Below are 22,756 nucleotides of genomic sequence, written 5' to 3'. Positions count from 1 at the left end.
CTGGGCATGTAATGTGGACGGTAACTATGCGTCATACCTTCACCGGTGTTTCTGGATCTGTAGGTCTTGTTTCTACAGAAAACATGCACCTTATGTTTCGCATTGTTGGTTTAACTGTTTAAGGATATGGGTGCCGCAATATTCGGTTGTCGGGGCCCGATAACGAGGAGGAGATCATCATGGCTCGCGATCCGCGATACGACATACTTTTTACTCCGATAAAGATCGGTCCAAAAACCATTCGCAACCGGTTTTACCAAGTGCCGCACTGCATCGGCGCTGGCACCAATAGTCCCGGTTTCCAGATGGCGCACCGTGGGGTGAAAGCCGAAGGCGGCTGGGGTGCCGTCAACACCGAACAGTGCTCCATTCACCCCGAGTGTGATGATACCTTGCGGATTACCGCCCGAATCTGGGATGACGGCGATGTGCGCAACTTGCGTCCGATGGTGGATCACGTCCACAGCGCCGGATCCCTTGCCGGATGCGAGCTGTTCTACGGGGGCGTGCACGCCCCGGGGCTGGAGACACGAACCATAGCGCGTGGCCCGAGCCAGTATAATTCGGATTTCACCACCGTTCCGGGATGCCCAGGTTTCACGTACAACCATGCGGCGGACAAGGACGAACTGCTCCGGCTGCAGCAGCAATATGTGGATGCGGCACTGCGGGCGCGGGACGCCGGCTTCGACATCGTCAATGTGTATGGCGCCCACGCCTACGGGCCCATGCAGTGGCTTAGCCCCTACTACAACCGGCGCACGGATGAGTATGGTGGCAGTTTCGAGAACCGGGCCCGTTTCTGGATCGAGGTGCTGGAGAAGATCCGCAAGGCGCTGAACGATGACTGTGCCCTGGTGACACGCTGCGCGGTTGACACCCTTTACGGTCCCGCCGGCGTCGAGATCGGCGAGGACGGCCTGAAGTTCATTGAGCTGGCATCGCCCTATCTGGACATGTGGGACGTCAACCTCGGTGACATCGCCGAGTGGGGCGAGGATGCAGGCCCATCGCGCTTCTACACGATCGGTCACGAGAACGACTGGCTGCGCTACGTCAAGCAGGCCACCAATAAACCTGTGGTCGGTGTTGGACGGTACTACGATGCCGAGAAGATGCTGGAAGTCATCAACTCGGGCATTGTGGATGTGATCGGCGCGGCACGCCCGTCCATTGCCGATCCGTGGCTTCCCCGCAAGATCGAAGAGGGTCGCATTGACGACATTCGCACCTGCATCGGCTGTAATGTCTGCATCTCGCGCTGGGAGATGGGCGGCGTGCCGTTCATCTGCACCCAGAACGCCACTGCCGGCGAGGAATACCGCCGTGGCTGGCATCCGGAGAAGTTCGAACCGGCGAAATCGGACCATGACGTCCTGGTAGTCGGTGCAGGTCCGGCGGGTTCAGAGTGCGCCCGCGTGCTGATGGAGCGCGGCTACACGGTTCACTTGGTGGACGCCAGGGACAAGATCGGCGGCTATGTCAATGATGTGGCAACACTGCCCGGCCTTGGAGAGTGGGGATTCCATCGCGATTATCGCGAGACCCAGCTCGAAAAGCTTGTGAAGAAGAACAAGATGTGCCAAGTGGCCTTGGGGCAGAAACCAATGACGGCCGACGACATACTGGCTTACGGTGCATCCCGGGTGGTCATTGCCACCGGCTCCAAATGGAGCACCACTGGGGTGAACCACCGCACCCACGAGCCAATTCCGGGAGCGGATGCCAGTCTCGCCCATTGCCTGACTCCCGAGCAGGTTTTCGAGGGCAAGAAGCCGGTCGGAAAGCGAGTAATGATCCTCAACTATGATCCCTACTACATGGCCCCGAGCCTGGCCGAGAAGTTTGCCAGGGACGGTCATGAGGTCACGGTTGCCACCGTCTGCGAGTTGGGTGCCTATATGCACTACACGCTGGAAGGGCCGAACGTGCACCGGCTCATTCACGAACTCGGCATCACTGTACTCGGCGACATGGCCTGCTCGAGGGTGGAAGAGGGCAGGGTCGAGCTCTTCAATATCTGGGGAGATGGCTACAAACGCGAGTACAAGGGTGCCGGTAAGTTGCCCCGGAAGGAGAACGACACCCACAAGTGGTACGAATGCGACACGGTGATTCTGGTCACGGGTCGGCAGTCGGAGGATGGACTCTATCGAGAGCTCAAGGCACGCAAGGACGAATGGGGAAAAAACGACATCACGGACGTGTTCGTCATCGGTGATGCCGAAGCCCCCCGCCTGATTGCCGATGCCACCTTCGACGGTCACCGCCTGGCTCGGGAGATCGAGGACGAGGATCCGCAGCACCAGAAGCCCTTCAAGCGCGAGCAGCGGGCCTGGGGCACGCCCTACAATCCGGACGAAAACCCCGAGCTCGAATGGCGGCTGTAGGGTTTCCGGCAAAGCCCTGAAGGGGAAGACGTGTGGTCCGGCCTTTGGCCGGGCCAACCCTTTTTTGGTTCATGTCGGCTGCGTCGTCATCTCCAGGCGCCGGACCTGAGCCGGTCCCGACGCCTGATCATGGATGCGTTTTCCCTCCACAAGGGCCGCCGCTACGCCACGGTGGCCATCTCTGCCGACACCAACAGGTCTTGTGGGTTGGCGAGGGGCGCTCGCGCGCCGCGGTGCGCCCGTTCTTTGAATGGCCGGGCAAGCAAGCCTGTAAACGCATCGAGGCCATGGACGGCCATGGACCGTGAGGTGCAGCACCACTACCCGAACGCCGCCGTGGTCTACGACCTCTTCAATGTCGTGGCGAAATTCGGCCGCGAGGCTGTCGACCGCGTGCGCGTCTCTTGTCGAAGAACAGCCGGATTGCCGTCAGCCTCCGAAAATCACCAAAGTGACGGTGACTCCTGACCGCGTGCGACGTCCCGCGTGTCCCGTCCCGGCTCCTCGAGAATCGCCACCGGAAGACCATTGCTCGTCTGTATCGCAGCCCGCAACTGATCCCGATCCACCCGTCCGGCTGGATGCTGATCAAGCACCTTCACCACTTCCTGGACAGCCTTGTTGTAGGACCTTGCCTCATCGAGGTCGTCCTCCTCCATCGGCGGGAACGCCTGCACGAACAACTGACCCGAGGCCCAACCAACCTTGTACGGCTCGTTCATGATCCGGACTTCGGTGCCACGCGGCAGGCGATTGAAGATGTACTCGATGTCTTCCGGAAACATCCGGATACAGCCATGGGTCACGCGCATGCCCACGCCTGCGGGCCGGTTGGTCCCGTGAATGAAGTAGCTCGGGATATCCAGCCCGATCGCATGCCGGCCAAGCGGGTTGTCCGGCCCCGGGTCCACCCGTCGCGGCAGACTCCGGCCCTCGTTGGCGTGGCGCTCACGCACCGATGCCGGCGGATACCAGGCAGGATCCTTCACGTGCCCGGTAACCCGCGTAGTGCCGATTGGCGTACTCCAGTCCAGGCGGCCGACACTGATCGCATAGGTTTCCACCACCGGTCGCTCACCCGGTTTCGGCTCCGGATAGTAGTACATCCGCATTTCCGGCAGATTGATGACCAGTCCCTTGCGGGGTCCAGGCGGCAGGATATAGCGGCTGGGGATCACGACTTCGGTGCCCTCGCCCGGGATCCAGATATCCACACCCGGGTTCGCCATACGCATGGCTTCGAAACCGATCCCGTAACGACGACCGATATCCAGCAGGGTGTCCTCGTCGCGCGCCTCGACAATCTGGATCTCACCCACCACATCGACGTCATTCGGCGGCAACGGAAACGCGTTTCGCTGCCTGCGCTCCTTCAGCGCCGCGTCCTCGTCCGCCTGCTCCTGCGCGGACTCGGAAATATCAACCTGGGTGCCATCGACCTCTTCATCCATGGCCTGAACCGAGGCCGCAGCCAGAAACGGCATGCTCATCGCAAAGGCGAGGAGCATGCCGGTCATTGAAAACGAATCACTTGCTCGATTCATGAGTTCACATCCAAAGACTCGATGACCATGAGGATATAATGGCCCGATTCGACGATTAGCGAAACTCCATATCCGGTTCTCAGCATTTCCTTAAGGAAACACGGATCTATTCCCGCGTCTGCGCCCGCGACCGGTTTTGGTCATCTGGCAAGGCGCGGTGCCGGTTCGGTAGCCCTAGCTACCGGGCCGGGGACGCAACGCCGCCAGGGGCCAAAACCGGCCGGGCCCTTCGGGTTGGGCCGCATTTTCCCCGAATGCTGTGTTGCGCTGCTTGACCGCAGAGTAACTGCGGCGCTGCGCAGCGCGCCTTGCTCGGAAAAAATGTGGACTCCAACGCAGGCGTGCGAATAAATCCGTGTTTCCTTAACGCTCGGCCCGCAGGGTACTCTCCATCAGACAACGCAGGATACACGCTGTCGCGCCCCATATCCGGTGGCCTTCAAAGTCGATGGCGAATCCTGAATACGTTCTTTCGCCGCGTCGCAACAGGTGCGGCTGGTACGCGCAGGGATCCAGTGCGACCGCTAGCGGCAGTTCGACGACGTCTGCGACCTCTCTTGGATCCGGAGTCAGGAGCGGCGGCTCCGCCACGAGGCCCAGGACGGTATGCACGATGAAACCGGTGCCGGTCTGGAACGGGCCGAAATGGCCGAGTGTTTCAACCCGGTTCGCCGCCAACCCGACCTCTTCCATGGCCTCGCGCAACGCAGTGTCGACCACGGATTTGTCACCGGCCTCGACGCGCCCACCCGGTAAGCTGATCTGGCCGGCGTGATGCGGCAGCTCATCACTGCGTCGCGTCAAAAGTACAGTGGATCCCGCCTCACGCTGCATCACCGCGAGCAGCACCGCAGCTTCCCGTGCCCCGGACCAGTCCAGCGCAAACGGCGACCGTGGCGACACTTCGCCTGCCAGCATCAGCCGCTGACGCAACTGCACCTCTGGACTCAGCTCATCCAATGCCCGATTCATCCTGACTTGCAACGCTGGGAAAACATGCGCCGAACGTCGAAGCGTTGTCCACTACCCCCGCCCGGGGCTCTGCGCCCGCGGAACGGCTAATGCAGTGAAAAGCTCGCGCCCCCTGGGTGGACAACACCGACGGAAATCCGATCACTTTCCGGAGAGACAACCTTGGCGGGTCGGCAAGAAGGCGAACCGGGGATGGTTGCAGCACAGGGGGAGGGATTTCTTGCCGCTCCGCGGCTGCGGGCTCCCTCCGCTGCGCTTCGGGAGTCGAACCGACTTGTCTGTCCGGGGGGTTCGATTCCCTGATTGTTGATGGCGGAGAGGGAAGGATTTCTTGCCGCTCCGCGGCTGCGGGCTCCCTCCGCTGCGCTTCGGGAGTCGAACCGATTTGTCTGTCCGGGGGGTTCGATTCCCTGATTGTTGATGGCGGAGAGGGAGGGATTCGAACCCCCGGGCCCTTGCGGGCCAACGGTTTTCAAGACCGCCGCATTCGACCGCTCTGCCACCTCTCCGTATTCTTTGCCTGCCTCATTGTGCGCCGCCGCTGGCCATTGAGGCCCGGCTCGGCGCAGAGAGGGAGGCATTGCTGCGGTGCACTGTCGTGCTGCCCGCGTATCGTCCGACCCGCTGGACGCCGACTTAGTCCGTCGCGCGGGTATTGTCGGCGGGCTTGCACGTCCGGCGCAAGGGTCCTATTCGGCAACGACCTCGTCGGCCAGCTCTTCCGGCACGGATCGAACGGGCTCGTCCATGTGCCGCATGGCAGTCACACATTCACGGATCAATCGGGGACCGCGGTACACGAAGCCGGTATACAGTTGCACCAGACTTGCACCAGCGCGCAGTTTCATCACCGCATCGCTACCCCGGTTGATTCCGCCGATCCCGATAATGGGTAATGCGCCGTGCAGGTGTTCCGACAGCAGGCTGATGGTTGCCGTGCTTCTGGCCAGCAGCGGGCGGCCACTAAGCCCCCCTGCCTCATTGCCGTGACGATGTCCGATCACCGCGTCGCGATCCACGGTGGTATTGGTTGCGGCAACGGCATCCATTCGGTGCCGCAGCAGTGCGTCGGCGAGCCCTCGCAACTGCTCATCATCCATGTCCGGAGAAATCTTCACGACAATCGGCACATACCGGTTCCAGGTGAGGCTGAGTTGCAACTGCTCGCATTTGAGTGTCGCCAGCAAATCGTCAAAACGGCTGCCGTGTTGCAGGTCCCTCAGTCCTTTCGTGTTTGGTGAGGACACATTAACCGCGATGTAACTGGCGTACGGATAGACCTTCTGCAGGCAGTGCACGTAATCGTCGATGGCCCGGTCCGCCGGCGTGTCCGCGTTCTTGCCGATGTTGATGCCCAGAATCCCCCGGAAGCGTGCGCTCTGCACGCGCTGCACCAGGTGATCCACGCCCTTGTTGTTGAACCCCATCCGGTTGATCAAGGCTCCGTCGCGCGGCAACCGGAACATGCGTGGTCGCGGGTTACCGTTCTGGGGCCGCGGCGTCACCGTGCCGACCTCCAGGAAACCGAAGCCCAGGTCCGACAGCGCCCGCAGATGGTCGCCGTTCTTGTCGAGCCCCGCCGCGAGACCCACGGGATTCGGGAAACGCAGCCCCAGCAGCTGCCGTTCCATTTTCGGCCGGGGTCCACTCAGCAACCTGGGCAGACGCAACGGCGCAGTCGCCGACAACAATCCGAGACTGATGTCGTGCGCGGTTTCCGGATCCAGCCGGAACAACAGACTTCTCACGAGGCGGTATGACATGGGCCTATGCTAGGGAAACGGCGACCAATTCGCACGTCTGCGTTGGAGTCCGCATTTTTTCCGAGGCAAGGCGCGCTGCGCTGCGCCGCAGTCATTCTGCGGTCAAGCAGCGCAACGCAGCAATCGGGGAAAATGCGGCCCAACCGGAGGCAAGCATGCACCGTCCCACGCCGCCGCGCTCGAGTGCCGTTCTTTCGGCTGGCAAGGAGCAGGTCGCCTCGGGTCGTGGTGCTACCCGGGGTGGCCTCCGACACCGCCAGGCGGAAGAACGGCCCGAGCCCTGCGGGTGACCGCCGGATTCCCCGCCCTGCGGCGTTGCGGCGCTGGACGAGGGAATCACCCTCGCGCGGCGCACCGCGCCTTGCAGGTCAGCGAATCCGACGGTCACGCGGCGGCGTGCGACGGCGCATGCTTGCCTAAGCCCCGGCCGGTTTTGGTCCCTGGCGGTGTTGCGCCACCGGCCCGGTAGCGACGGCTACCGAACCGGCACCGCGCCTTGCCAGATGACCAAAACCGGTCTCGGGCGCAGGCGCGGGAACTGGTCGCCGTTTCCCTATGGAAACGGCGGCCAATTCGCACGTGAATTCGACCCTGAATCGGACATTCCGTAGACTTCGAAAACAATTGTGCGGTGCACCGTGCAGATCACACCTCGGCGGGAGGAAACAGGCATGCGGCGAGTCATCTTCAACCAGAAGGGTGGTGTTGGGAAATCGACGATTACCTGCAACCTGGCAGCGCTTAGTGCAATCAACGGCCAGCGGACCCTGGTGGTGGACCTGGATCCGCAGGCGAATTCGTCCCGTTACCTGCTCGGCGACGGACTGGACGAGGTTGACTCGGGGCTTTCCGACTTTTTCCAGGACATGCTGAGCTTGCGCCTTAACAGCAAGCCTGTGAACGACTTCATTCATGCCTCGCCGGTGCCGAACCTGGACGTGATGCCGGCGAGCCGGGAACTGGACGAGTTACAGGGAAAGCTGGAGTCACGCTACAAGATCTACAAGCTCAGGGAAGCCCTCGAGCAGCTCAGCGACGACTATGATGCCATCTACCTCGATACGCCACCGGCATTGAATTTCTACACCCGCTCGGCGCTGATCGCAGCCCAACGGTGCCTGATTCCCTTCGACTGCGACGAGTTTTCCCGCCGCGCCCTGCTTGAACTGCTCGACAACGTTGCCGAGGTCCGCATGGACCACAATCAGGAGCTCACGGTGGAAGGCATCATCGTCAACATGTACCAGGGCCGGGCAAAGGTCATGCAGAACGCCGTGGCGGAGTTGGCGGCAACCGGTCAGCCGATCCTGGAGCCTCCCCTGTCGGCGTCGGTGAAGGTCCGGGAATCCCACGAACGCAGTCAGCCGCTGGTGCTTTTCGCGCCGCGGCACAAGGTTTCCCAGGAATACGCGGCGCTGCACAAGGCACTGCACCCCGGTAACGTGGCCCGGCGCCGACGCTCGGCCTGAGTCGTGTCCGAGAAGCCGGTCACCCGTGCGCTGGAACGCCTGCTTGGTCCGCTCAAGCCGGTAACCGTCTGTCAGATCGGGCATTTGCCGGAACTCGACATGGAAACCAGCACGACGCTTTCGGGCAGCCTCGAGAAGCTGGTTCGGCTGGAGGCCGCCGAGGCCCTGGAGAAACTGAAGCGGATGCCGATCCAGGATCTTGTGGTGGTCGGCGAGACGCTGGAGTCGATGGACAGGCGGGACGGCGATCAATTGCTCGCCGGTCTCCGGGACCTGTATGCACGGCGTATCCTGTTGCGCCTGGCCCCCAATCCGGGCGAGTGGAACCACCAGCGCGTCATGGCCTTCGGCTTTCAGCGCCTTTTCACTCTCCCGGAGCCGCCGCGCACCGCTTTCTACGGCTTCGACCTGGGCAATTACAAGGTGACCCCAGACTGGTTGAATCCCAAACACTGGGCGAACCCGGAGATGTTCGACCGCTATCGCTGGTAGTAGCCGCACTCTGATAACGCGGCTTTCCTTGGATATAGCGAAACGGTCCTTTCCCCATAGGCGGCGCCCTGCTAGCCTGCAGCGCCTTAAAGTTGTGCATTGTTGGAGAAACGCGGACCAAGTGCGTGCGACGCGCGGGTCGGCGTTTCCCGGGATCACGCATTCAGGACAGGATTCATGTATCAGTACGATCATTACGACCAGCAGCTGGTCGACGAGCGGGTTGCCCAATTTCGGGACCAGACCCGCCGTTATCTGGCGGGCGAGCTCAGCGAGGACGAATTCCTTGTCTTGCGCCTGCAAAACGGGGTTTATATTCAACGCCACGCGCCGATGCTGCGTGTATCGATTCCCTACGGCCTGCTGTCATCGGCCCAACTGCGGACCCTCGCGCATATCGCGCGGACCTACGACAAGGGTTACGGCCACTTCAGCACCCGACAGAACATCCAGTACAACTGGCCGCCACTGGAGTCGATACCGGATATCCTGGCCGACCTGGCGAAGGTCGAAATGCACGGAATCCAGACCAGTGGCAACTGCATTCGCAACGTAACATCAGACCAGTTCGCCGGCGTGGCCGAGGACGAGGTTGAGGATCCCCGCCCCTACTGCGAACTGATTCGCCAGTGGGCGACGCTGCATCCCGAGTTCGCCTACCTGCCGCGCAAGTTCAAGATTGCGGTGACCGGCAGTGCGCGGGACCGGGCGGCGACCCAGGTGCATGACATCGGTCTGCAGTTGCAACGAAACGCGGCCGGTGAGCTTGGTGTTCGGGTGCTGGTCGGCGGCGGCCTGGGCCGGACCCCGATCATCGGTGAGGTGATCCGTGAATTCCTGCCGGAGCGTGACATCCTGTCGTACCTGGACGCCATCCTGCGGGTCTACAACCTGCGTGGTCGGCGCGACAACATGTACAAGGCCCGGATCAAGATCCTGGTCAAGGCCATGGGTGCCGAGGCCTTCGCCGAAGCCGTGGAAAAGGAGTGGCAGCACACCCGAAACGATCCGGCGCTGCAGCTTGCCGATGAGGATATCGCCCGGTTCAAGGCCCACTTCCCACGCCCCGAGTACCGGACCGACGTGGATACCGCCGCCGTGGATCCGCTGCTTGACGGTAACGAGGCATTCAAGCGCTGGTACACGCGAAATACCGTTTCGCACCGGCAGCCCGGCTACCGTGCCGTCGTGGTGTCGTTGAAATCACCTGCCCAGGCACCCGGTGATGCCACTGACGCGCAGATGGACGCCGTGGCCAAACTGGCGGATCGCTTCAGCTTCGGCGAGGCGCGCGTCACCCACCAGCAGAACCTGGTGCTGGCCGACGTCGCCGTTGATGAACTCGAAGCGCTCTGGCGGGATCTGGATGCACGGGATCTCGCGACACCGAACGTGGGCACGCTGGGCGACATGATCTGCTGCCCCGGGCTTGATTTCTGCAGCCTGGCCAACGCCGGGTCAATCGATGTGGCATCCGACATCAACCGGCGCTTCGATGATCTGGACTATCTCTATGACCTGGGCGAACTGCGGGTCAACCTGTCCGGCTGCATGAACGGCTGCGGCCATCATTCCGTGGGCCATATCGGCATCCTCGGTGTCGACAAGAAGGGCGAGGAGTTCTATCAGATCACCCTGGGTGGATCGTCGGCCAACGACGCCTCTCTGGGCGACCGGCTGGGCCCCGCGGTGAGCAAGGACAAGGTCGCCGACACCATGGAAACGATCATCCACACCTATACCGAATTGCGGGAAGGCGAGGAAAGCTTTCTCGAAACCTACCGGCGGGTCGGCGTCAAGCCCTTCAAGGAGCGCGCTTATGCCTAATCTTATTCGCAACCGTGCGCTGGTGAACGACGACCCATGGCTGCATCTGGACGACGACGACGCGGTACCGACCAGTGGCGACGTTACCGTGAGTTGGCAACGCTGGCAGACTGAAAAGGGAGAAATCGGCGCCCTAAATGGACGCCTTGGGGTCAGGCTGGATGGTGACTTCCCGATCGAAGAGCTGGATACCCTGCTCGGCCTGCCTTTGATTGTCGTTCACTTCCCGGCTTTCAAGGACGGCCGCTGCTACAGCCACGCGCGGCTCCTGCGTACCCGTCACGATTATGATGGCGAGATCCGTGCCACTGGCGACGTCCTGCGTGATCAGATTGCCTATATGGAACGCTGCGGGATCAATGCCTTTGAGATCCGCAAGGATCGAGCCGCCGAAGAGGCGCTGAAAGCCTTCGACGAATTCTCGGTGGATTACCAGGGGCGCAGTAACCGCGCCTTCCCGCTGCAGGCACGCCGGGACTAGGACCCAAACGAAACCCATCCGTCGGAATGCGCCGTACCGCCTCGCGATACGGCGCCCTTCGCCGTGGCCCCATCAATTTGTGTCCGCCGAGACCAGGGGCTCTGCCCCGGTGGTGGACCTTCACCGCCGGCAAACGGTGTAATATGCGCGTCATTGCAGCGATCTGCAGACTCGGAACGACAAGTACAAGGGGATGGGCATGCGCAATTCCACAGCGGGACATCGGATTGTCATCGTCGGCGGCGGCGCCGGTGGGCTGGAACTGGCAACGCGGCTCGGCCGCAGCCTGGGCAAACGTGGCCGCGCCCAGGTCACGCTGGTGGACGCGAGCCTGACCCATATCTGGAAACCGCTGCTGCACGAGGTGGCAGCCGGCACCCTGGACTCCGGAGAGGACGCACTGGACTATCTGTCGCAGGCCCAGCGCCACCATTTCCGCTATCAATACGGCCGCATGATCGGCCTGGATCGGGAGCGCAAGGCCGTACGGCTGGCGCCGTTCAAGGACACCGAGGGCCGCGAGGTCGTACCGGAACGCGACTTGGAATATGACACTCTGGTAATCGCGGTGGGCAGCGTGAGCAATCACTTCGGTACGCCTGGTGCGGCCGAACACTGCCTCTACCTGGATGATTCCGCCCAGGCCGAGCGCTTCCAGCAGTTGCTGGTGAAATCCTTCCTCCGCGCCCAGGTGCAGGAAACCGCAATCAACGAGTCGCAGTTGTCTGTGGCGATTGTCGGTGGTGGCGCAACCGGTGTGGAACTGGCGGCCGAACTGCGAAACGCTGCGCGCAAGGCCGTCGGATACGGCCTCGACCGCATCGATCCGGAAACGGACCTCCGTCTGACTGTCATTGAGGCCGCTGACCGGGTGCTGCCCGCGCTGTCACCCGGACTGTCGATCAAGACGCGTAAACAACTCGACGACCTTGGGGTGCAGGTATTGACCGGCAGCAAGGTCACGGAGGTGACCGACGAGGGCATGCTGCTGGAATCCGGTGATTTCATTCCTGCCGACATGCGGGTCTGGTCCGCCGGCGTGAAGGGCCCCGACTGGCTGGCCGATCTGGACGGCCTGGAAACAACCCGCAGCAATCAGATGGTGATCAACGAGCAGTTGCAGACCACCGTCGACGACAACATCTACGCCATTGGTGACTGTGCTTCGCTGATCCCGGAGGGTCAGGACACGCCGCTACCGCCCCGGGCGCAAACCGCAAGCCAGCAAGCCAGCTATCTCAACAAGGCTTTGGCAAAGCGGCTGCGCGGCGAAGAGCCGGACGCCTTCGTCTACAAGGACTACGGATCACTGATCTCCCTGAGCGAGGACCATGCTGTCGGTCGCCTGATGGGAGGCCTGTTCGGAAGCCTGATGCTGGAAGGCATACTGGCGCGAGGCGCCTACAACATGCTCTATCGTAAGCATCTGGCAGCGGTACACGGCATGTTCCGGATGCTGGTACTGATTACCTTGCGCGGTCTGTTCAAACGCACGCGCCCACGCCTCAAATTGCACTAGGCCATCACTGACCTCAAGTCACTGGCTGCAGGTTTCGCTGCAGCCAGTCGTTCAGGGCATCGGCTGCGCGAACCCAGTCCCGCTCCAGCATCATTGCATGCGCCAGACCCGCCAGCGTGACGAAATCCGCGTCGTAGTAGCGCGCCGTTTGCTCCAGCGTTCGCGCCTCGAACAGGGCATCTTCCGCTGCCGCCAGGACCAGCATCGGCGGCAGGCTCGCCATACGGTGCCGATTCGGCAAATTGGCAAAGCCCATCTCGGCCAGTGCGCGGCGTGATTCCGGCTGCATCCTGGCGGCGTATCGCGCGCGGAGATCCGCCGGCAAATCCGGTGAAAATACCGCTCGACTCGCCGTCTCAAGGTCCATCCAGCGATCAAGACCTGCCTGCATCAGTCCCATCTGGCCAAGCAGCCATGGATCCCGTAGCAGCAATCGGGCAATAGAATGCCCCAGGCCGATGTGCGGAACCGTGGCCAGCAGCACCGCTGCCGGAACCGAGGCCGTCTCCAGATACTTTTGCACCACCATGCCGCCCATGGAATGACCAATCAGTACCGGCGGTTTCGAGAATCCCTGCACCACGGTCGCCACATCCTGCACGTAATCGTTCAGGCCGGTGTCATGCAGCGCGGTCTGTCCGCCGCTCGCGCCGTGCCCACGCAGGCTGACTGCCCGGCAGTGAAAACCCTGCCCCGCGAAATGATCGAGGAAGTGCTCTTCCCAGCACCAGGCACCGGCATACGCACCGTGCACGAAAAGCAGGCCCGGCAAACCGTTCCCCGCATCGGGGGCGCGCTCGACGATCTCGAGTTCCGGCGACGGTGTCGCCACTCGCGACCAGTTCAGACCAAGCATCCAGTCAACCTCCTTGATGAATTCCACGGGCCATGGCGCCACCTGCACACGCTTGAGTCAGTCCGACTCAGCATGCCGACGGCAGCCATACAGGTACCAAGCCAATGCGGCCAGTATCAGCAGGAAACGCGCGGCAAAGGCAAGGTAATAGGCGCTGGTGAGAAGACCCAGGGCACCGGCACTGAGCGCGAGATCCGTCGCCAGATCATCCGCAATGACCGCATTCATCACGCGAAACAGATAGGAGATGAAGTATCCCGCGGCGAAAGGCAGAAAGACACACGACAGACGCCAGCGCAGACCGGGCACGGGTGCGGGCATGTGGAATCCTTTCGCAGGCGACGCGCATGGTAGCATTTTCATTTAAGGAGACGCTGACGGACTGGCAGGCCGGAGCTCGACTTGCCGGAAATTTTCCACTCGGCAGGCCACTCAGGAACTGGCGTGCCTCCACGCAGTCGATTGAATCACCAACTATCTCAACCCGGAGTCCCAGCGCATGGCTGATGCCCACGCACGTCCGCAGACCGTTCTGCTTGCCGATTACCGAGAACCCGATCACCTGGTCGACACGGTCGAGCTCCGGTTCGAACTCCAGGAGCGTGAAACCATCGTCTTCAGCCGACTTCGGATTCGCAGCCGTGATGGCCGGGCCGGCCTGCCGCTGCGACTGGACGGCCAGGAGCTGGAATTGCTTGAACTGCGGCTCGATGGCGAACCGCTGGCCGAGGATCGCTGGCGAACGGATGAACTTGGACTCAGCATCGATGCCGTGCCGGCGGATTTCGAACTGGCCGTCACCACCCGGATTCATCCGGAAGACAACACGGCGCTCGAGGGGCTATACCGTTCCGGTGACCTGTTCTGTACCCAGTGTGAAGCCGAGGGCTTTCGCCGCATTACCTATTACCCGGACCGTCCGGACGTGATGGCCGTTTTCACCACCACCGTGGTCGCCGATCCCGGCCGCTTCCCGATCCTGCTGTCCAACGGTGACCTGGTCGAGGACGGCAGACTGGAGGACGGTCGGCATTTCGCCCGCTGGCATGACCCCTACCCCAAGCCCAGCTATCTGTTCGCCCTGGTCGCCGGCGACCTGCATCTGCATGAGGATCATCACGTCACGCCATCCGGTCGCGACGTGACGCTGCGGCTTTACGTCGAGCACAGGAATGCCGGACGCACCGACCACGCCATGCAGGCGCTCAAGGATGCGATGCGCTGGGACGAGCAGACCTACGGGCTGGAATACGACCTGGACACCTACATGGTCGTCGCGGTGGACGACTTCAACATGGGGGCGATGGAAAACAAGGGCCTGAACGTCTTCAATACCGTCTGCGTGCTGGCGGATCCCGAAACCTCCACCGACCAGGACTTCACCACCGTCGAGGCGGTGATTGCGCATGAGTACTTCCATAACTGGACCGGCAACCGGGTGACCTGCCGCGACTGGTTCCAGCTCAGCCTCAAGGAAGGGCTGACCGTCTATCGCGAACACCAGTTCTGCGCAGACATGCACTCGGCCGACGTGCAGCGGATCAACGAGGTGAGGCTATTGCGTACTGCGCAGTTTCCGGAGGATGCCGGTCCGATGGCGCATCCGGTCCGCCCCGAACGTTATGCCGAAATCAGCAATTTCTACACGCCTACCGTTTACAACAAGGGGGCCGAGGTCATCCGCATGTACAGGAGCCTGCTTGGTGAGGCGGGCTACCAGCGGGGGATCGAGCTTTATTTCCGGCGCCATGATGGCCAGGCCGTGACCTGTGACGATTTCCGGGCAGCGATGGCGGATGCCAATGACGCGGATCTGGAGCAGTTCGGACTCTGGTACAGCCAGGCCGGTACCCCGCTGCTGACGGTGCGCGACCGGTACGATCCGGAAACCGGCCGCTACAGCCTGCAGGTGCGGCAGGAATGCCCCGACACGCCCGGACAAGCCGACAAGCAGGCGATGCACATGCCGCTGACACTGGCCCTGCTGGACCAGACTGGCGGCGAGCTCCCGCTGAAGCTGACCGGAGAGCAGAGCGCGATCGCCACCGAGCGCGTGCTGGAACTACGCGATCGCGAGCATGTGTTCGAGTTCTTGGATATTCCTGAACGGCCGGTTCCTAGCCTGCTTCGGGGGTTTTCCGCGCCGGTGCGACTGGATTACCCCTGGAACGACGAGCAGCTCGCCTTCCTGATGGCGCACGACAACGACGGCTTCTGTCGCTGGGACGCCGGCCAGCAACTGGCGATGAACGTCATGTTGCGGGCATGGGATAGCGGACAACCGGTGAGCCTTCCCGAATCCCTCTCGACTGCGGTCGGGAGTCTGCTCGACAACGCCGAGGCGGATCCCTCGCTGGCAGCCGAGACCTTGATGTTGCCATCGGAAACCGTGCTGGCCGAGCAGCGCGAGGTGGTGGACGTCGAGGCAATCCACCGGGTGCGTGAAGAGCTCAAGCAGCGCATTCATGCCGCGCACGAGGATTGCTTGTTGGCGGTCTACCGGGCGATGGATGAGCGGGAGTTCTCGATCTCCGGCCGGTCGATGGGACGACGTGCGCTGCGCAACCTTTGCCTGGACTACCTGATGACCGGCGAACAGGGCCTGCCCCTGGCCGTCGAGCAATACCGGACAGCGGCGACCATGACCGAACAGCTTGGCGCCCTCGCCCTCCTCTGCCATCAGCATGGCGCGGAGCGGGACAACGCCTTGCAGCATTTCGCCGAGCGCTGGGCCGATGAACCGCTGGTGATGAACAAGTGGTTCCGCGTGCAGGCCATGTCGGAACGCGAGGACGCGCCCGAACTGGTCGAGGCGCTGCTCCGGCATCCGGCGTTCACGCTCCGCAATCCGAACCGCGTACGCTCGCTGATCGGCGCCTTCGCCCAGGGCAATCCGCTGCGCTTCCATGGCGCCGACGGCAAGGGCTATCGCCTGTTGGCCGATAACATCATCGCACTCAACGACATTAATCCGCAGGTCGCTGCACGGGTGTTGCTGCCTCTCACCCGCTGGCGCCGGCAGGACGAGAAGCGTCAGGCGATGATGCGCGAGCAACTGGAACGGATAGGAAAGGTGCCGACGCTGTCCAAGGACGTGCAGGACGTGGTAGACAGAAGTTTACGTACCTAAGCTTGGTAGGAATACACACCCGACCGCCGGCGCCAAACCCTGCCGAGGGCCTTAACGCGGGCGTGGGACCGGTTGTACGGTTCCCTGTGAAGTCCGACGCAAGCGAACGATCACGGTGATCAGGAGTTGAGAATGCCTTACTGGATCAAGAACATCTGGACCGGCGCCTTGGCGGCCATGCTGATGCTGGCACTTGTTGCCGGATCCGCCAAGGCGGCGCCGGAACCGCTGGAGCCGAGTGCAGAGCATCCCGACAAGGCTCGCCTGATTGCCAACCTGCTGACACACCAACACTTCCGCAAGCAGCCCATCGACGATCTGCTTTCCGCGACCGTTCTTGACTCCTATCTCGATCGGCTGGACGCAGAGCGCTACTACTTCCTGGCCGATGACATCGAGGAATTCTCGGTCTATCGCAATCAACTCGATGACCTGCTGATGCAGGGTGATCTCGATGCCGCCTTCCAGATCTACGAGCGTTATCGGCACCGCAACCGGCAGCGCTCCGAGTTCGCCCTCTCGCTACTGGACCAGGGTCTGGACTTCGACACCGAGGAAGAGATCGAACTGAACCGGCGCGAAGCGGATTGGGCCGCCGACCAGGAAGAGCTGGACCAGTTGTGGCGCAAGCGGGTCAAACACGACGCTCTGACCCTGCTGCTTGCCGGTGAAGGCGAGGAAGAAACCGAAGAGCTGCTGCGCAATCGCTACAAGGGCATGAAGGAGAATGTCGAGCGCACCGGCTCCGAGGACGTGTTCGAAATGTTCATGGGTGCCTGGTCCCGGGCATTCGACCCCCATACCGCCTATCTGTCGCCGCGCAATTCGCGTGAATTCGACATCCAGATGCGGCTGTCGCTGGAGGGTATCGGCGCCGTGCTGCGCACCCACCGGGACTTTGTCGAGATCATGGAGCTGGTCCCCGGTGGTCCGGCCGCCCGCAGTGGGCAGTTGAGCCCGGGCGACCGCATTATCGGTGTCGGTCAGGAGGACGAGGACCTGCAGGACGTGGTCGGCTGGCGGCTGTCGGACGTGGTCGACCTGATCCGCGGTCCGCGGGACTCCGAAGTCCGGCTGCGAATCCTGCCGGGCTCCGCTGGCTCCGACTCGGCGCCACGTACCGTGACGCTGGTGCGCAGCGAAATCGAGCTGGAGGAACAAGCCGCGAAGAGTGAAATCCGGGAAGTGGAGCGGGATGGCTCCACCCAGCGGGTCGGCATCATCACGATCCCCGCCTTCTACTCGGATTTCGCCGCCGCCCAGGCCGGCGACGAGGATTACCGCAGCACCACGCGCGATGTCCGCCGCCTGATCGAGGAGATGGAAGAAGAAGGCATTGACGGCATCGTGATCGACCTGCGGGGCAACTCCGGCGGCTCACTGCAGGAAGCTGCGGACATGACCGGACTGTTCATTCCCGAGGGCCCCATCGTGCAGATCAAGCGCAGCGATGGCGACAAGGAGGTGATGCGCGACCGGGATACCGGCCTGGCCTACGATGGCCCGCTGTCGGTGATGGTCGACCGCTTCAGCGCCTCGGCCTCCGAGATTTTCGCTGGCGCAATCCAGGACTACGGTCGCGGTGTGGTGCTGGGCGAACAGACCTTCGGCAAGGGCACCGTCCAGACCCTGGTCGACCTGAATCGCTTCACCCGCGGGCAATCCGATGACGACGAAGCCGGTCGCCTGAAGCTGACCATCGCCAAGTTCTACCGCGTCACCGGCAGCAGCACGCAGAAACGGGGTATCGTGCCCGATATCACGTTCCCGTCGTTGGCGGGTGCCGAGGATGTCGGCGAGAGCGCGGCCGATAATCCCCTGCCCTGGGACCAGATCGACGGCACGCGTTTCACCCGCTTCGGCGAGCTGGAAGACACCATCGCCCTGCTGAAGAACCGCCATGAGGAACGCTCCACCGACGACGAGGCCTATCAGGCCTACGTGGCGGAGATGGAAAAGCTCTCGGCGATCAACGAACGGGAGACCGTATCCGTCCACCGGGCAACGCGCGAGGCGGACCGCGATCAGCGCAACCAGGAACGTCTGGACAAGGCCAACCGGCGGCGTGCAGCTCACGGACTGGAGCCGATCGAGTCACTGGACGAGCTGGACCTGGCTGATGACGAGCCGGACACCCTGCTTGATGCAACGGTGGAGATCATGGCGGATCTGTTCGTGATCAACGGCAGCCCCGAGACGGCACAGCGCTGGGAGAATGAATTCAGCCAGCGCTGAAACGTACTCACCCCTGGAAAAAGGCGGCCTCAAGGTCGCCTTTTTTTTAATTTATTCCATGCCCGTCACCGGCTGCATGTGCTCGACGATCAACTGCAGCCGGCGACGGCCCTGCCAGCGGTTGATGTCCGGCCGGTAGACCAGTTGCACGTGCCGCCCGCACTGGTCCCAGCCACGATCCAGGGCACGGAAGGCAATGGCCTCCACCGGTGCCGCGTGCCCAACCGGTGGCGATGGTCGCAGATCCAGTCGCAGATGCCTGCCGCCAACCACTCGGCGCTGCAGGATCTCGAAACGGCCGTCGAAGCTGGGCTCCGGAAACCCCTTCCCCCACGGACCCAGGGCGTGCAACGATTCAACGGTGCCCAGGCTCAGTTGATCGGCAGCCAGTGAGCCGTCGGTCAGCAGATCCTGGTTCAGCATCTCCGGTTCGAGGCTTTCTTCGGCATGCTCCAGGAACGCCTGCCGGAAACGTTCCAGATCCGACATCGCGAGGCTCAGTCCCGCGGCCGCCGCGTGCCCGCCGAATTTCGCGATCAATCCGGGGTTGCCGGCATTGATCCGCTCCAGCAGGTCGCGAATATGCAAACCGGGGATCGACCGTGCCGAGCCTTTCAAGCCGTCCTCTGCCAGGGCGAAGGCGATGACCGGCCGATGGAACCGTTCCCGTAGACGGGATGCCAGGATGCCGATGACACCCTGATGCCAAGCTGGATCGAACAGGCAAAACCCGGCCGGCGGAGACGCCTCAAACTGTACGCGTTCCAGCTTTTCCAGCGCCGCCAAGGCGTCGCTCTCCATGTCCTGTTCGATGGACCGCCGCTGGCGGTTCAGCTCATCCAGTTCCGCCGCCTTGCCCGCGGCCTGCCGGGAATCATCACTGAGCAGACACTCGATACCTATCGCCATGTCCTCCAGCCGCCCGGCCGCATTCAACCGTGGCCCGACCGCGAACCCCAGATCGGCCGCCGTCACCCGGGATGGATCCCGACCCGCGACTTCCAGCAAGGCCAGAACACCGGGACGCGCCCGGCCGGCACGAATCCGACGCAGCCCCTGCTCCACCAGTACCCGGTTGTTGCGATCCAGTGGCACAACGTCGGCTACGGTCCCCAGTGCCACCAGGTCAAGCCAGTCCGCCATTGATGGTTGCGGCCTCTGCGGACCAAACCAGCCCGCCTCACGCAAGGCGCTTCGCAGTCCGGCAAGGACATAGAAAATCACGCCGACGCCGGCCAGATTTTTGCTGGGGAAGCCGTCTCCGACCAGGTTCGGGTTGACCATCGCATCGGCGTCCGGCAAGCGTGGCGGCGGCAGATGATGGTCGGTGACAATCACGCGCAGGCCCAGCGCCCTGGCACGGGCGACGCCGTCGATGCTGGAAACACCGTTGTCCACCGTCAGCAGGAGCTCGGCACCCTGTTCGTGCGCATGGTCGGCAATGGCCGGACTCAAGCCGTAGCCGCCGGAAAACCGGTTGGGCACGATGTAGCTTGCCGAGCGGTGGCCCATCGCCCGCAAGGCCAACAGCGTCAGTGCGCAACTGGTCGCGCCATCGGCGTCGAAATCACCGACCACAACAATACGTTGATCCCGCTCGACTGCCGTAGCGAGCAATGCCACGGCGCGGTCCAGGCCACCGAGTTCCGTCGCCGGATGCAGGCGTTGCAGACCAAGGTCGAGATCCGCTGCATCCCGCACGCCGCGCCCCGCCAGGATCCGTGCGGCCAGCGGCGAGATCGCCTGGTCCGCAAGCAGCGCCTGGCGATGCTCCTCGGCAACCGGACGTCGACGGATCCGGCGCATCATGTTCGTAGCAGCCATTGCGACAAGTCCTGCGGCCTTCGCCAGAAGGCCTTCAGCGACCGCGGGCCGAGCCGGAACTGACGACCATCGACCTCGAGCAGGAGCTGCCGGATGCCCCCCCGCCGCAACTGCTGCAACAACGGGGGACCCCACAACCGGCACCAATGGTCCAGGGCGCCATGCCAACGCTCAAAGCTGTCTGCATCCTCAACCGCGGGAAGTGCCGGCGTCTGCAACAGGTATCGCTGGCCACCGTTGCCGGCCGGATCATCCGTGTGCCAGGCAGACGCTGGCTCGCAGACCAGGTCCGTACTGACTGCAAGGCCCCGCGCCAGCGGATCGTCACTGTAGACGCGGTCAAACCGGGGTTCAGCGGCTACCGTGGCATTCATCTCGCCACCGCCCCAGAACCAGAGTCCGGAAATCGGCGGCAGACCTGACGCGACCCGCTCCTGGTTGAACGGCGCATCGTGCAACAGCATCTGCACGGCATTTAGCAACTGGATCCAGTACCCGGCATCTTTTCCTCTGGGAAGGCAGTCACGCATCGATTGACCGTAAATGGCTCCCGCGGGCTGCACGCTCAGCTTCGGCAAGTGCTCGGCCAGCAGATACCAGCGGCCGGAGGGATGGCAGCGCAGTTCCAGCCCCTCGTCGGCAAAATACCGATGGAAAAGCGCGCTGAACCAGGATAGCTCGGACTCGGTCAGGTGCACCGGCCCCGGATCGAGAATCCGGAGTTGATCCCGATCGGGCGTGAGTTGGACCGGATCGGCGCAGAACACGGTGCGTTGTCTGATGCCCATGCCGTCTCCCAGGGCGCGGTAGGGAGCAACCGGCGCACCGGCTTCCACCGGTTCACGCAGCAAGGCGAACAGGCGGTCTGCCACTGCCTGCTGCCCAAGCCTGGCCGGACGGCCGGCGCGCGCCAGGAGCAGCGCAGTTTCGGCGTGTCCCGCTGCGGCTGAATACAGGCTGGTGGCGGCCTCCGCCGGCACCGGACCGAGCAGGCCCGGAGCGATCACATGCAGCCTTGCCACAGCCATCAACTCATCCTTCGCCGCCACATCCCATCAGGGTCCGCTTCGCGGCATGCCGCCGTCAGAGGCGATCTAGGATCGCCGCTTTCACCGCATCCAGGGTCGCGGGAATGGTCCGGATGGCATCACCGGACTGCTGGATCGCGATGTCCGGATCCTTCAGGCCGTGACCGGTCAGCGTGCAGACAATGGTGCTGCCTTCGGGGATGCGTCCGGAGCGAATGTCCCGCATGGCGCCGGCAAGCGACGCCGCCGAGGCCGGCTCACAGAATACGCCCTCGCTGGCGGCAAGCAGGCGCTGGGCCTCGAGGATCTCGGCGTCGCTGCACTCGTCGAACCAGCCATCCGACTCCTCGATCACGGCGAGCGCTGGCTCATGGGATTGCGGATGGCCGATGCGAATTGCGGTGGCAACCGTCTCCGGATCATCGACCATGTGACCCCGAATGAACGGTGCCGAGCCGCTTGCCTGGTAACCAACCATGCGCGGGCGTCCCGCCACCTGACTGCCGGCGAACCGACAGTGCCCCTGACAGAACTGGCAGGCCCGGGTGAGATGCTGTTGCTCGCCGGGCTTGGCCGATGACTCGCAGTAGCCGATCCAGTGCCCGGTGATATTGCCGGCATTGCCGACCGGCAGGCAATGGAAATCGGGCGCGCGCTCGAGTTCCTCGATGATTTCGAAGGCGGCGGTCTTCTGCCCCTGAAGCCGGTAGGGATTGATCGAGTTGACGATGGTCACCGGTGCGTGATCGGCGATGTCCTTGACGATCCGCATGCCGGCATCGAAATTCCCGCTGATCTGCAGCACCTCGGCACCATGCATGATCGCCTGGGCCAGTTTGCCCATCGCAATCTTGCCGTCCGGAATCAGCACGAACGCCCGGATCCCGGCCCGCGCGGCATAGGCGGCGGCGGATGCGGAGGTGTTTCCGGTCGAAGCACAGATGATCGCCTGGCTGCCCTCGCTCACCGCCTGGGTCACGGCCATGGTCATGCCGCGATCCTTGAACGATCCGGTGGGGTTGAGGCCCTCGAATTTGACGTAGATATCAACATCCCTACCCAGTGTGCGGGGAATGTTGTTCAATCGGACCAGCGGCGTATTGCCCTCGCCAAGGCTTATGACGCGAGCGTCATCGCGCAACGGCAAGCGGTCACGGTACTTCTCGATCAGGCCGGTGTAGCGGCTTCTGAATGGCATGGCTTCGACTCGTTTCGGGCCGGGCGGA

Annotated in this window: 16 protein-coding genes, 1 tRNA gene and 1 pseudogene; 9 read left to right on the top strand and 9 right to left on the bottom strand. The window is 62.9% G+C overall.

Translation table 11 applies throughout. The features are described 5' to 3' along the window. Positions 1-179: 179 nt before the first annotated feature. Both M0534_RS08825 and M0534_RS08820 read left to right on the top strand, forming a co-directional pair. Positions 180-2,390 (top strand): oxidoreductase, encoded by a 2,211-nt coding sequence (locus tag M0534_RS08825; protein WP_248568060.1) that lies wholly within the window; start codon positions 180-182, stop codon positions 2,388-2,390. Positions 2,391-2,465: 75 nt separating this feature from the next. Further along, a pseudogene (locus M0534_RS08820) lies at positions 2,466-2,792 on the top strand (transposase); the annotation flags it as partial. A 41-nt stretch (positions 2,793-2,833) separates the two neighbouring features. Here M0534_RS08820 and M0534_RS08815 read toward each other — a convergent pair. From M0534_RS08815 to M0534_RS08800, 4 genes are all read right to left on the bottom strand, one after another. Beyond that, positions 2,834-3,934: a L,D-transpeptidase family protein gene (locus M0534_RS08815; protein ID WP_248568059.1), complete on the bottom strand. Its 1,101-nt coding sequence runs from the start codon at positions 3,932-3,934 to the stop codon at positions 2,834-2,836. A gap of 363 nt (positions 3,935-4,297) precedes the next feature. Beyond that, positions 4,298-4,894: a CoA pyrophosphatase gene (locus tag M0534_RS08810; protein ID WP_248568058.1), complete on the bottom strand. Its 597-nt coding sequence runs from the start codon at positions 4,892-4,894 to the stop codon at positions 4,298-4,300. A 433-nt stretch (positions 4,895-5,327) separates the two neighbouring features. Then, positions 5,328-5,415: transfer RNA gene (locus M0534_RS08805), tRNA-Ser, on the bottom strand. A gap of 180 nt (positions 5,416-5,595) precedes the next feature. After that, positions 5,596-6,669, bottom strand: a complete 1,074-nt coding sequence (locus tag M0534_RS08800) for a quinone-dependent dihydroorotate dehydrogenase (RefSeq protein WP_248568057.1) — start codon at positions 6,667-6,669, stop codon at positions 5,596-5,598. A 671-nt stretch (positions 6,670-7,340) separates the two neighbouring features. Between M0534_RS08800 and M0534_RS08795 the strand changes: the two genes are divergently transcribed. The 5 genes from M0534_RS08795 to M0534_RS08775 all read left to right on the top strand — a co-directional run bounded on the left by M0534_RS08795 (position 7,341) and on the right by M0534_RS08775 (position 12,457). Then, positions 7,341-8,138, top strand: a complete 798-nt coding sequence (locus tag M0534_RS08795; RefSeq protein WP_248568056.1) for a ParA family protein — start codon at positions 7,341-7,343, stop codon at positions 8,136-8,138. Between the two features lie 3 nt (positions 8,139-8,141). Beyond that, entirely contained in the window at positions 8,142-8,630 is a 489-nt protein-coding gene (locus tag M0534_RS08790; RefSeq protein ID WP_248568055.1) for a DUF6231 family protein, read from the top strand. Positions 8,631-8,807: 177 nt separating this feature from the next. Next, the gene (locus tag M0534_RS08785) at positions 8,808-10,457 is read left to right on the top strand and encodes a nitrite/sulfite reductase (protein WP_248568054.1); all 1,650 of its coding nucleotides are present in this window, start codon (positions 8,808-8,810) and stop codon (positions 10,455-10,457) included. After that, positions 10,450-10,938, top strand: coding sequence for a DUF934 domain-containing protein (locus M0534_RS08780; protein ID WP_248568053.1), 489 nt, complete (start codon positions 10,450-10,452; stop codon positions 10,936-10,938). The genes M0534_RS08785 and M0534_RS08780 overlap by 8 nt, the downstream gene beginning before the upstream one ends. 199 nt (positions 10,939-11,137) lie before the next feature. Next, positions 11,138-12,457 carry an NAD(P)/FAD-dependent oxidoreductase gene (locus M0534_RS08775; protein ID WP_248568052.1) on the top strand — a complete coding sequence of 440 codons (1,320 nt, stop codon included), beginning with the start codon at positions 11,138-11,140 and terminating at the stop codon, positions 12,455-12,457. Positions 12,458-12,470: 13 nt separating this feature from the next. Here M0534_RS08775 and M0534_RS08770 read toward each other — a convergent pair whose 3' ends face one another. After that, positions 12,471-13,340 (bottom strand): alpha/beta hydrolase, encoded by an 870-nt coding sequence (locus M0534_RS08770; RefSeq protein ID WP_248568051.1) that lies wholly within the window; start codon positions 13,338-13,340, stop codon positions 12,471-12,473. Positions 13,341-13,370: 30 nt separating this feature from the next. Next, positions 13,371-13,634 (bottom strand): hypothetical protein, encoded by a 264-nt coding sequence (locus M0534_RS08765; protein ID WP_428348613.1) that lies wholly within the window; start codon positions 13,632-13,634, stop codon positions 13,371-13,373. Between the two features lie 178 nt (positions 13,635-13,812). On the opposite strand from M0534_RS08765, the gene pepN reads away from it, so the two are divergent. Together pepN and M0534_RS08755 are read left to right on the top strand one after the other, a co-directional pair. Then, a complete protein-coding gene (gene pepN / locus M0534_RS08760) occupies positions 13,813-16,443 on the top strand; it encodes an aminopeptidase N (protein ID WP_248568050.1) in 2,631 nt (876 codons plus the stop codon). A 132-nt stretch (positions 16,444-16,575) separates the two neighbouring features. Next, positions 16,576-18,678 carry a carboxy terminal-processing peptidase gene (locus M0534_RS08755; RefSeq protein ID WP_248568049.1) on the top strand — a complete coding sequence of 701 codons (2,103 nt, stop codon included), beginning with the start codon at positions 16,576-16,578 and terminating at the stop codon, positions 18,676-18,678. Positions 18,679-18,729: 51 nt separating this feature from the next. Here the strand turns inward: M0534_RS08755 and recJ are convergent, their stop codons facing one another. The 3 genes from recJ to thrC are packed head-to-tail and all read right to left on the bottom strand — an operon-like array spanning position 18,730 to position 22,728. Beyond that, on the bottom strand, positions 18,730-20,484 hold the full coding sequence (recJ, locus tag M0534_RS08750; protein ID WP_428348654.1) for a single-stranded-DNA-specific exonuclease RecJ: 1,755 nt from the start codon (positions 20,482-20,484) through the stop codon (positions 18,730-18,732). After that, positions 20,484-21,530 (bottom strand): hypothetical protein, encoded by a 1,047-nt coding sequence (locus M0534_RS08745; RefSeq protein WP_248568048.1) that lies wholly within the window; start codon positions 21,528-21,530, stop codon positions 20,484-20,486. Before M0534_RS08745 ends, recJ begins: the two co-directional genes overlap by 1 nt. Before the next feature lie 55 nt (positions 21,531-21,585). Further along, a complete protein-coding gene (gene thrC / locus M0534_RS08740) occupies positions 21,586-22,728 on the bottom strand; it encodes a threonine synthase (protein WP_248568047.1) in 1,143 nt (380 codons plus the stop codon). Between the last annotated feature and the right edge of the window lie 28 nt (positions 22,729-22,756).

The organism is Methylonatrum kenyense (assembly GCF_023195885.1).
Taxonomy (GTDB): Bacteria; Pseudomonadota; Gammaproteobacteria; order Nitrococcales; family Aquisalimonadaceae; genus Methylonatrum; species Methylonatrum kenyense.
Note: the sequence above shows the minus strand (reverse complement) of the source record. Positions and strands in the feature narration are given on the sequence as shown.

Excerpts from the sequence above, each read along its gene's own strand:
- M0534_RS08825 (WP_248568060.1), top strand. The coding sequence starts at position 180 with ATGGCTCGCGATCCGCGATACGACATACTTTTTACTCCGATAAAGATC.
- M0534_RS08815 (WP_248568059.1), bottom strand. The coding sequence starts at position 3,934 with ATGAATCGAGCAAGTGATTCGTTTTCAATGACCGGCATGCTCCTCGCC.
- M0534_RS08800 (WP_248568057.1), bottom strand. The coding sequence starts at position 6,669 with ATGTCATACCGCCTCGTGAGAAGTCTGTTGTTCCGGCTGGATCCGGAA.
- M0534_RS08795 (WP_248568056.1), top strand. The coding sequence starts at position 7,341 with ATGCGGCGAGTCATCTTCAACCAGAAGGGTGGTGTTGGGAAATCGACG.
- M0534_RS08785 (WP_248568054.1), top strand. The coding sequence starts at position 8,808 with ATGTATCAGTACGATCATTACGACCAGCAGCTGGTCGACGAGCGGGTT.
- M0534_RS08780 (WP_248568053.1), top strand. The coding sequence starts at position 10,450 with ATGCCTAATCTTATTCGCAACCGTGCGCTGGTGAACGACGACCCATGG.
- M0534_RS08775 (WP_248568052.1), top strand. The coding sequence starts at position 11,138 with ATGCGCAATTCCACAGCGGGACATCGGATTGTCATCGTCGGCGGCGGC.
- M0534_RS08765 (WP_428348613.1), bottom strand. The coding sequence starts at position 13,634 with ATGCCCGCACCCGTGCCCGGTCTGCGCTGGCGTCTGTCGTGTGTCTTT.
- pepN (WP_248568050.1), top strand. The coding sequence starts at position 13,813 with ATGGCTGATGCCCACGCACGTCCGCAGACCGTTCTGCTTGCCGATTAC.
- M0534_RS08755 (WP_248568049.1), top strand. The coding sequence starts at position 16,576 with ATGCCTTACTGGATCAAGAACATCTGGACCGGCGCCTTGGCGGCCATG.
- recJ (WP_428348654.1), bottom strand. The coding sequence starts at position 20,484 with ATGCGCCGGATCCGTCGACGTCCGGTTGCCGAGGAGCATCGCCAGGCG.
- M0534_RS08745 (WP_248568048.1), bottom strand. The coding sequence starts at position 21,530 with ATGGCTGTGGCAAGGCTGCATGTGATCGCTCCGGGCCTGCTCGGTCCG.
- thrC (WP_248568047.1), bottom strand. The coding sequence starts at position 22,728 with ATGCCATTCAGAAGCCGCTACACCGGCCTGATCGAGAAGTACCGTGAC.